The organism is Sphingomonas sp., assembly GCF_031361285.1.
Classification (GTDB): domain Bacteria; phylum Pseudomonadota; class Alphaproteobacteria; order Sphingomonadales; family Sphingomonadaceae; genus Sphingomicrobium.
This window is the reverse complement of the sequence record NZ_JANMCO010000087.1, coordinates 1-8625: the sequence shown is the minus strand read 5'-3', so window position 1 is coordinate 8625 and position 8625 is coordinate 1. Positions and strand designations below refer to the sequence as shown.

General features: G+C 66.3%; 8 protein-coding genes. All 8 read left to right on the top strand.

Features of this window, described 5'->3' with window-relative positions:
- Positions 1-23: 23 nt before the first annotated feature.
- Positions 24-1193 (top strand): undecaprenyldiphospho-muramoylpentapeptide beta-N-acetylglucosaminyltransferase, encoded by a 1170-nt coding sequence (gene murG, locus RMO25_RS08625; protein WP_405051860.1) that lies wholly within the window; start codon positions 24-26, stop codon positions 1191-1193.
- Positions 1190-2629 carry a UDP-N-acetylmuramate--L-alanine ligase gene (gene murC, locus RMO25_RS08620; RefSeq protein ID WP_309662196.1) on the top strand — a complete coding sequence of 480 codons (1440 nt, stop codon included), beginning with the start codon at positions 1190-1192 and terminating at the stop codon, positions 2627-2629. The genes murG and murC overlap by 4 nt, the downstream gene beginning before the upstream one ends.
- On the top strand, positions 2626-3522 hold the full coding sequence (murB, locus tag RMO25_RS08615) for a UDP-N-acetylmuramate dehydrogenase (RefSeq protein ID WP_309662195.1): 897 nt from the start codon (positions 2626-2628) through the stop codon (positions 3520-3522). Before murC ends, murB begins: the two co-directional genes overlap by 4 nt.
- Entirely contained in the window at positions 3519-4445 is a 927-nt protein-coding gene (locus tag RMO25_RS08610; protein ID WP_309662194.1) for a D-alanine--D-alanine ligase, read from the top strand. The genes murB and RMO25_RS08610 overlap by 4 nt, the downstream gene beginning before the upstream one ends.
- Positions 4442-5332: a cell division protein FtsQ/DivIB gene (locus tag RMO25_RS08605; RefSeq protein WP_309662193.1), complete on the top strand. Its 891-nt coding sequence runs from the start codon at positions 4442-4444 to the stop codon at positions 5330-5332. Before RMO25_RS08610 ends, RMO25_RS08605 begins: the two co-directional genes overlap by 4 nt.
- Positions 5333-5340: 8 nt before the next feature.
- Positions 5341-6597 (top strand): cell division protein FtsA, encoded by a 1257-nt coding sequence (ftsA, locus tag RMO25_RS08600; RefSeq protein ID WP_309662192.1) that lies wholly within the window; start codon positions 5341-5343, stop codon positions 6595-6597.
- A gap of 21 nt (positions 6598-6618) precedes the next feature.
- Positions 6619-7845, top strand: coding sequence for an MFS transporter (locus RMO25_RS08595; protein WP_309662191.1), 1227 nt, complete (start codon positions 6619-6621; stop codon positions 7843-7845).
- A gap of 149 nt (positions 7846-7994) precedes the next feature.
- Positions 7995-8625: cell division protein FtsZ (locus RMO25_RS08590; RefSeq protein WP_309662190.1), on the top strand; the 631-nt coding region annotated here is incomplete at its 3' end.

Genomic DNA, 8625 nt, shown 5'->3' with positions numbered 1-8625 from the left:
TACGTCGTCAAATGGAGCGGGGATTGCCTTCCGGGATGAATTTCGTTCTCGCTGCCGGGGGCACCGGCGGACATATGGTTCCGGCCCACGCCCTCGCCGTCGAGCTCAAGTCCCGCGGTCATGGCGTGATGCTGATCACCGACGAGCGCGGCGCGCGCTTTCCGGGACTGTTCGGCAATGTCCCGGTGCATATCTTGCCCGCCGGCCGACTGGGCGGCGGCCCGCTGGGCTGGCTGAAAGCGCTGCGATCGGTGGTCGCCGGGCGCAGCGAGGCCAAGGGTCTCTATCGCAACCACACGCCCAATGCGGTCGTCGGCTTCGGCGGCTATCCGGCGTTTCCGTCCTTGCTCGCCGCGTCGGCGATGGGCATCCCGAGTTTGCTCCACGAGCAGAATGCAGTGCTCGGCCGGGTCAACCGCTTCCTCGCCGGCGAAGCGGCGGCCATTGCCACCGCTTATGACCGGGTCGAACGCTTAAAGCCGCGCTACAAGGCCAAGACGGTGACGGTCGGCAATCCCGTGCGCGAAGCGGTCGCCAGGCTTGGCGAAATGCCGTTCCCGCCGTTCGACGAGGTCGCACCGCTGAAGATTTTGATCACCGGCGGCAGCCAGGGCGCAACCGTGCTCGGCCAGGTGGTGCCCGAAGGGCTGGGGCTGCTGACCCCGTCGCTGCGCCGCCGCCTGCAAGTCATCGAGCAATGCCGCGCCGACGACATCGACCGGGTCCGCAAGCGCTACACCGAACTGGGCATCCCCGCCGAGTTGATGACCTATATTGAAGACATGCCCGACAAGCTTGCCGAAGCGCATCTGGTGATTGGGCGGGCGGGGGCCTCGACCATCGCCGAGCTGACCGCCGCCGGCCGTCCGGCGATCCTGATCCCGTTCCCGTCGGCGACCGACGATCACCAGACCGTCAACGCCCGCGAGATGACCAAGGCGGGCGGAGCGCGGACCATTCCGCAAACGCATTTCACGCCCGAGGTGCTGGCGCGCCAGATCGAAGCCATGGCCGCTGACCCGCAGGCGCTGGCCAATGCCGCCGCGCGGTCGCTCTCGGTCGGTCGCCCGCACGCCGCGCGCGATCTCGCCGACCTGGCCGAGCGGATCGGCAACGGTCTGGCGCCGCTGATGGTCGGGTCCGTCCTGACCCCGCGCAGCCGCGCCGCGTTCGCTGGAGGCGTTCCGGCATGAAAGCATTTGGCACCGACGTCGGCACCATCCACTTCGTCGGCATCGGCGGTATCGGCATGTCCGGCATCGCCGAAGTGATGCATCAATTGGGCTATCAGGTGCAGGGCTCGGACGTCGCCGAAGGCTATGTCGTCGAGGGCCTCCGCAAAGCCGGCATAAAAGTGATGATCGGCCACAGCGCCGATAATCTCGGCGACGCCGCGGTGGTCGTTTGCTCGACCGCGATCCGCGACGGCAATCCGGAAATCGATGCAGCGGCCGAGCGGCGCCTGCCGCGCGTGCGGCGGGCCGAGATGCTGGCCGAGCTGATGCGGATGCAAAAGACGGTCGCGGTTGCCGGCACCCACGGCAAGACAACGACAACGTCGATGATCGCGGCCTTGCTTGACGCCGGCGGGCTCGACCCGACGGTGATCAACGGCGGCATCATCAATCTCTACGGGTCGAACGCGCGGCTCGGCAAAAGCGACTGGATGGTGGTCGAAGCCGACGAAAGCGACGGCAGCTTCCTGCGTCTGGACGGGACGATCGCGGTCGTCACCAACGTCGATCCCGAACATCTCGAGCATTACGGCAGCTTCGAGGCGATCAAGGATGCGTTCGTCGAATTCGTCGAGAATGTCCCGTTCTACGGGCTCGCCGTGATGTGCGTCGATCATCCCGAAGTGCAAAATTTGCTGAGCCGCATCCGCGACCGGCGGGTCGTGACCTATGGCTTCTCGGCGCTGGCCGATTTGCGCGCCGACAATGTCGTCGCCGAGCGCGGCGGGACGCGGTTCGATGCGATTGTCCTGCAACGCGACGGATCGCGCCGGACGATCGAGCGCATCGGCCTGCCGATGCCGGGGCGCCACAATGTCCAGAATGCACTCGCCGCCATCGCCGTCGCGATCGAGCTCGGCATCGACGACGCCAGCATCGTCATAGGCTTCGACAAGTTCGAGGGCGTCAAGCGCCGCTTCACCCGCGTTGGTGAGGTCGGCGGGGCGGTGGTGATCGACGATTACGCCCACCACCCGGTCGAAATCCGCGCGGTGCTGTCGGCGGCGCGCGAAAGCGCCCAGGCCACCGAAAACAGCGACGATGCCGTGGGTCGCGTCATCGCCGTCGTCCAGCCGCACCGTTATACCCGGCTGCACAGCCTGATGGACGACTTCCAGAACGCCTTTAACGACGCCGACATCGTCATGGTCGCCCCGGTCTATGCCGCCGGCGAGGAGCCGATCGAAGGCGTCGATTCGGCCGCACTGGCCGAAGGGCTGCGGGCGCATGGGCACCGCATGGTCAAGGCCGTCGCCGATCCGAAGGATCTGGCGGAATCGCTGCGCGATATCGCCGCCGACGGCGATGTGATCGTCTGCATGGGGGCGGGGGACATCACTAAATGGGCCGCCGGGCTGGCCGACGGCATCGCCAAAGCGCGGGCGTCGAAATGAGCGACGTCGAGACGCTGCCAAAAGTCCGAGGCAAGCTGACCGCCGACGCGCCGTTGGCGCCATTGGTGTGGTTCAAGAGCGGCGGCAGCGCGCAATGGCTGTTCGAGCCCGCCGACACCGACGACCTGGCGGAATTCTTGGCCGGCCTCGACCCCGAAGTGCCGGTGATGGCGCTCGGTCTGGGATCGAACATGATCGTGCGCGACGGCGGCGTGCCGGGCGTCGTCGTGCGGCTCGGCAAGACGTTCGCCAAGATCGCGCCGCTCGACGATACGAGCCTCCAATGTGGCGGCGGGGCAAGCGGCATATTGGTCTCCTCGACCGCACGCGACGCCGGCATCGGGGGCTTGGAATTCCTGCGCGGCATCCCCGGCACGGTCGGTGGTTTCGTGCGCATGAACGGCGGCGCCTACGGCCGCGAGGTGAAAGATATATTGATCGCGGCGACGCTGGTGCTGCGGTCCGGCGCCGTCGAGGAATGGCCGTTCAAGCAATTTGCCTACAGCTATCGCCACAGCGAATTGCCGGAAGGGGCGGTGGTCGTCGGCGCGTCCTTCCGTGGCCATCCGGGCGACCCGGCCAAGATCGGCGCCGAGATGGACCGCGTCGCCGCGGCGCGCGAGGAGACGCAGCCGATCCGCAGCCGCACCGGCGGTTCGACTTTCAAGAACCCGCCGGGCCACAAGGCGTGGGCGCTGATCGACGCCGCCGGCTGCCGCGGAATGATCCTGGGCGGCGCTCAAGTGTCCGAAAAGCATTGCAATTTCCTGCTCAACCTCGGTAGCGCGACCAGCGCCGATATCGAGGCGCTGGGCGAGGCAGTCCGGCGCCGCGTGCGGTCCAAGACCAACATCGCCCTCGAATGGGAAATCCAGCGGATCGGAGTGGAATGAATAAGGACATCCACGTCGTCGTGCTGATGGGTGGCTGGTCGTCCGAACGCGCGGTGTCGCTGACCAGCGGACACGGCGTGGCGGAAGCGCTGCGGTCACGCGGCTGGTCGAATATCACCGAGCTCGACATGGAGCATGATGTTGGCGCGCGCCTTGCCTCGCTCAAGCCCGACGTCGTGTTCAACGCGCTGCATGGCACGCCGGGCGAAGACGGCACCGTCCAGGGCCTGCTCGACCTGATGCAGATCCCCTACACCCACAGCGGGCTGACGACGTCGGCGATCGCCATCGACAAGGAGCTGACCAAGCTGGTGCTGGTCCCGCACGGGGTGCGTATGCCGGCCGGTAAGGTGGTCGAGAGCCAGACTTTGTACAGCGAGGATCCCTTGCCACGGCCCTATGTGGTGAAGCCGGTCAACGAGGGCTCATCAGTCGGGGTCGCAATCGTTACCGCCGATGGCAATTATGGCGATCCGATCGGGCGCGACGTGCCCGGCCCGTGGAACGATTTCGACCAATTGCTGGCCGAGCCGTTCATCCGCGGACGCGAGCTGACCGTCGCGGTGCTGAACGGCGAACCGCTGGCGGTGACCGAGCTCAAGATCGACAACGGCTTTTACGATTATGAGCATAAATATACCGATGGCCGGACGGTCCATGTCTGCCCGGCCGACGTGCCTGAGAGCATTGCCACGGCGATGATGGACATGGCGGCGACGGCGCATCGGTTGCTCGGCTGCAAGGGCGCGTCGCGGTCGGATTTCCGCTGGGATGACGAGGCGGGCGAGGCCGGTATCTATCTGCTCGAAATCAACACCCAGCCGGGCATGACGCCGTTGAGCCTGGTCCCCGAGCAAGCCAAATTTCGCGGCATCAGTTACGGCGAGCTGGTCGAACGGCTGATCGCGGAAGCTCTAATATGAGCGCCTCCCATGTTCGCCGTGGCGCACCGGCGCGCCCCAAACAGAAACCCGCGTCGCGCGTATCGAAACGAACCGCGGCCAGCCATCGCCGCGCCAACCGCATTGCCGGCCTGGCATTCATTACCTTCCTGCTGGTGATCGGCGTCGTCGTGTTGGTCGCGCTCGATATTCCGTCCAAGGCCGCGGTCTCCGCCGGCGCGGCGATCGACCGGGCCGGGTTCACCGTCACCGGCTACCAGATCGTCGGCCTCAATCGGATGAACCGCAAATTGGTCGATGGCGTGATCGTCGATGAACTGCGCCGCGCGTCCGACGAGTCCGGCAGCGGGCGGCCCGCGCAACCTTTGGTCGACGTCGCCCGGATCCGCGATCGGCTGCTGCAGTTCGGCTGGGTCAAGGACGCGCGGGTGTCGAGGCGGCTGCCCGATACGTTGGTCATCGATGTCGTCGAACGGCGGCCCGCGGCGTTGTGGCAGGACAAGCAACGTCTCGCCCTGATCGACGCCGACGGCGTGGTGCTCGACCGGGTGCCGGTCGATCAGATGCCCGATTTGCCATTGCTTATCGGTCCCGGCGCCAATGGGCAGGCCAATCTGCTCAACCGCCTGATGTCCGAGGTGCCGACGTTGAAACCGCAATTGGCCTCGGCGACCTGGATCGGCCAGCGGCGCTGGGACCTGGCGTTCCAGACCGGCGAGACGGTCGCGCTGCCCGAAGGCGAGGATGCATCGCGCAAAGCGCTGGCGAGGTTCGCCAAGGTCGATCGCTCGGCCGGGCTGCTCGGGCGCGGGCTGGTCCGGTTCGACCTGCGCATTCCCGGCAAGATGATCGTCCGCCTGCCGCGCGCGCCTGGCGAAGCGATTATCGCCGCGCCGGCGGAAGGGTAAGCGGCCGCATGTCGTCGCCCGCCGACAGCAAAGTCATCGCCGCGCTCGACATCGGCTCGTCGAAGGTCAGCGCGCTGATCGTCACCGCCGACGACGACGGCCGCCTGCGCGTCCTCGGCACCGGCCAGCGCGAAAGCCGCGGGGTCAAGCGCGGCTACATCTCCGACATGGCGGCGAGCGAATTCGCGGTGCGCGAAGCGGTCGAACTGGCCGAGCGCATGTCCAACGTAACGATCGACGAAGTGTGGGCGAGCTATGGCGCCGGCGGGCTGGTCAGCGACGTCGCCAATGTCGAGGTCGAGCTGGGTGGCCACCAGGTCGAGCAGGCCGACATCGACGAATTGCTGTCCGGCGGGCGCGATGCGCTCGATCGCGGTGGCCAGGTGGTGCTCCATGCCCAGCCGGCGCTCTACACCATCGACGGCGTCGAAGGCGTCAAGCACCCGATCGGCCTGCACGCCGACCGGCTGGGGGTCGATATCCACGTTGTCGCGGCCGACCCGGCGCCGTTGAGGAACATCGATTATGTGATCCGTTCGGCGCATCTTGGCGTGAAAGCGATCGGTGCCTCGCCGGTTGCGGCGGCGATTGCCTGCCTGACCGAGGAGGAGCGCGAACTGGGCGTCGCTTTGGTCGAACTGGGGGCCGAAGTCACCAACGTCTCGCTCCATGCCGGGGGCATGCTGGTCGGGCTCCGCTCGATCCCCTTAGGCGCCAAGGATATCACCGACGACATCGCCTGCGCCTTCGGCGTCCAGCGCCGCGATGCCGAGCGATTGAAATGCTTCTACGGCTCGGCGATGACCAGCCCGCGCGACAATCATGAGATGATCGAGGCGACCCAGGTCGGGGCCGAGGAGGGCGCCGAGCTAACCCGCATCACCCGCGCCCAGTTGATGATGGTCATTCGCCAGCGGGTCGAGGAATTGACCGCCCAGATCGACGCCGCGCTCAAGGCATTGGGCTTTACCGGGCCGGTCGGCCGGCAGGTGGTGCTGACCGGCGGCGGGGCCGAATTGAAGAATATCGCCGATTATATGCAAGGCGTGCTCGGCCGCGCGGTGCGGGTCGGCCGCCCGCGCACCATTACCGGCTTGCCCGACGCGCACAGCGGGCCGGCGTTCTCGACCCTGGTCGGCTTGGCCTATCTCGCCGGGTCGGGCAGCAGCGATATCCGCGATATTACCATCGGCAAATTGACCGACCGCAAACCCGCTACCGGCATGGTCGGCCGGCTGATCAGCGCGATGCGCGGCGGGTTTTAACCAAGGTCCGGGGGGACAGGGATGGCGAGCAGAGCGGTAACACAAGTGGCGAACCGGGGGCTGATCCTCCTGCTCGGCGCGGCGGTGTTCCTCAACTACGTCGACCGCGGCGCGATCGCGGTCGCGGCGCCGCTGATGAAGACCGAGCTCGGGATGTCGGCGACGACCTTCGGCATTGCCGTATCGGCCTTCTTTTGGGTCTACGCGCCGGTCCAGCTGCTGGTCGGCTGGTTGTGCGACCGCTTTTCGGTCTACCGGATGATGGCCGGCGGGATCATTTTGTGGGCGGGCAGCACCCTGATGATGGGCTTCATCGGCGGTTTCGCATCGTTGCTGGTGTTGCGCATCATGCTTGGCGTTGGCGAGAGCATTGCCTTTCCGGGGACGTCAAAAATCATCGCCCGGCACGTCCCGGCGGACAGCCGCGGCATCGCCAATGCCGCGGTCGCCGCCGGCATCGCGCTTGGCCCCGCGGTCGGCACGCTGACCGGCGGGCTGATCGTCGCCTCGCAGGGCTGGCGGCCGATGTTCATCCTGTTCGGTCTCGCTACGCTGATCTGGTTGTGGCCATGGCGGCGGATCGTCCGGACCCTGGCGACGGTCGGTCACGGCGACGAGGGGCCGCGCGTTGCGATCCGCACGGTGCTTGGCAAATGGCCTTTATGGGCGATGTCGATCGGCCACTGCGCGGGCAATTATTGCTTCTATTTCCTACTTGCCTGGCTGCCGCTTTATCTGGTCCAGTCGCGTGGGTTCACGATCACGCAAATGACCTTGCTGGCGACGCTCGGTTATGCGGTGCAGGCGGTCTGCGCTTTGACCTATGGCAAGTTCTCGGATTGGTGGACGCGCTCGGGCCGATCCGAAGCTTTGTGCCGGCGGTGGATGATGGTCGCCAGCCAGGCGTTTGCCGCCGTCGCTATCCTCGGGCTCGCTTATGCCGACAGCGCGGTCGAATTCGCGATCCTGCTGTCGCTGGCGGGCGCGGCGACCGCCTCCTTGTCGCTCAATCTCTACGCCATCGCGCAGATTTTCTCCGGCCCGCGCGCGGCGGGGACCTGGGTCGGGGTCCAGAACGCGTTCGGCAATCTGTCGGGCATATTCGGTCCGATCATCACCGGAATCATTGTCGATCGGGCGGGCTATGGCAGCGCATTCATCCTCACCGCCGCGGTCGCCGCGTTCGGCGCAATCTGGTGGGCGGTGGGCGTTCCCCGCATCGCGCCGGTCGATTTCACGCCAAACTGATCCGATTTGACGCCATGTGAGTCTTTCGGGTCACGGTTTTCCCCAAATTTCTTGGCCACGTTAACATTTTCGCTTGGTCCGCGAATCGGACTAGTGCATTGATTCACCGTGAGGGTTCAGCACCTTGGCTGCTTGAGGGGGGTATGGTCATGAGCATCGATTTCGTCCGGCCGGAAGTCGACGAACTTCGCCCGCGGATTTGCGTCATTGGGGTCGGCGGGGCCGGCGGCAACGCGGTCGCCAACATGATCGGCGCCGACGTCCAGGGGGTCGACTTCATCGTCGCCAACACCGACGCGCAGTCGCTCAATGCCTCGACCGCAGACCGCCGCATCCAGCTGGGCCTGAAAATTACCCAGGGGCTGGGCGCCGGATCGCGGCCTGAGATCGGCCGCGCCGCCGCCGAAGAGTCGCTCGAGGAAATCGAGCGCGCATTGGAAGGCACCCACATGTGCTTCATCGCCGCTGGCATGGGCGGCGGCACCGGCACCGGCGCCGCACCGGTCATCGCCAAGATTGCGCGCGACAAGGGTATCCTGACCGTCGGCGTGGTCACCAAGCCGTTCGCATTCGAGGGCACGCGCCGCGGCCGTGCGGCCGACGCCGGCATCGACGAGCTCCAGCAGCACGTCGATACGCTGATCGTCATTCCCAACCAGAATCTGTTCCGCCTCGCCAATTCCGACACGACCTTCAAGGAAGCGTTCGAAATGGCCGACGAGGTGCTGCAGCAGGGCGTTCGCGGGATCACCGATCTGATGGTTATGCCCGGCCTGATCA

Coding starts and splice junctions, on each gene's coding strand:
- murC (WP_309662196.1), top strand. CDS start 1,190: ATGAAAGCATTTGGCACCGACGTCGGCACCATCCACTTCGTCGGCATC.
- murB (WP_309662195.1), top strand. CDS start 2,626: ATGAGCGACGTCGAGACGCTGCCAAAAGTCCGAGGCAAGCTGACCGCC.
- RMO25_RS08610 (WP_309662194.1), top strand. CDS start 3,519: ATGAATAAGGACATCCACGTCGTCGTGCTGATGGGTGGCTGGTCGTCC.
- RMO25_RS08605 (WP_309662193.1), top strand. CDS start 4,442: ATGAGCGCCTCCCATGTTCGCCGTGGCGCACCGGCGCGCCCCAAACAG.
- ftsA (WP_309662192.1), top strand. CDS start 5,341: ATGTCGTCGCCCGCCGACAGCAAAGTCATCGCCGCGCTCGACATCGGC.
- RMO25_RS08595 (WP_309662191.1), top strand. CDS start 6,619: ATGGCGAGCAGAGCGGTAACACAAGTGGCGAACCGGGGGCTGATCCTC.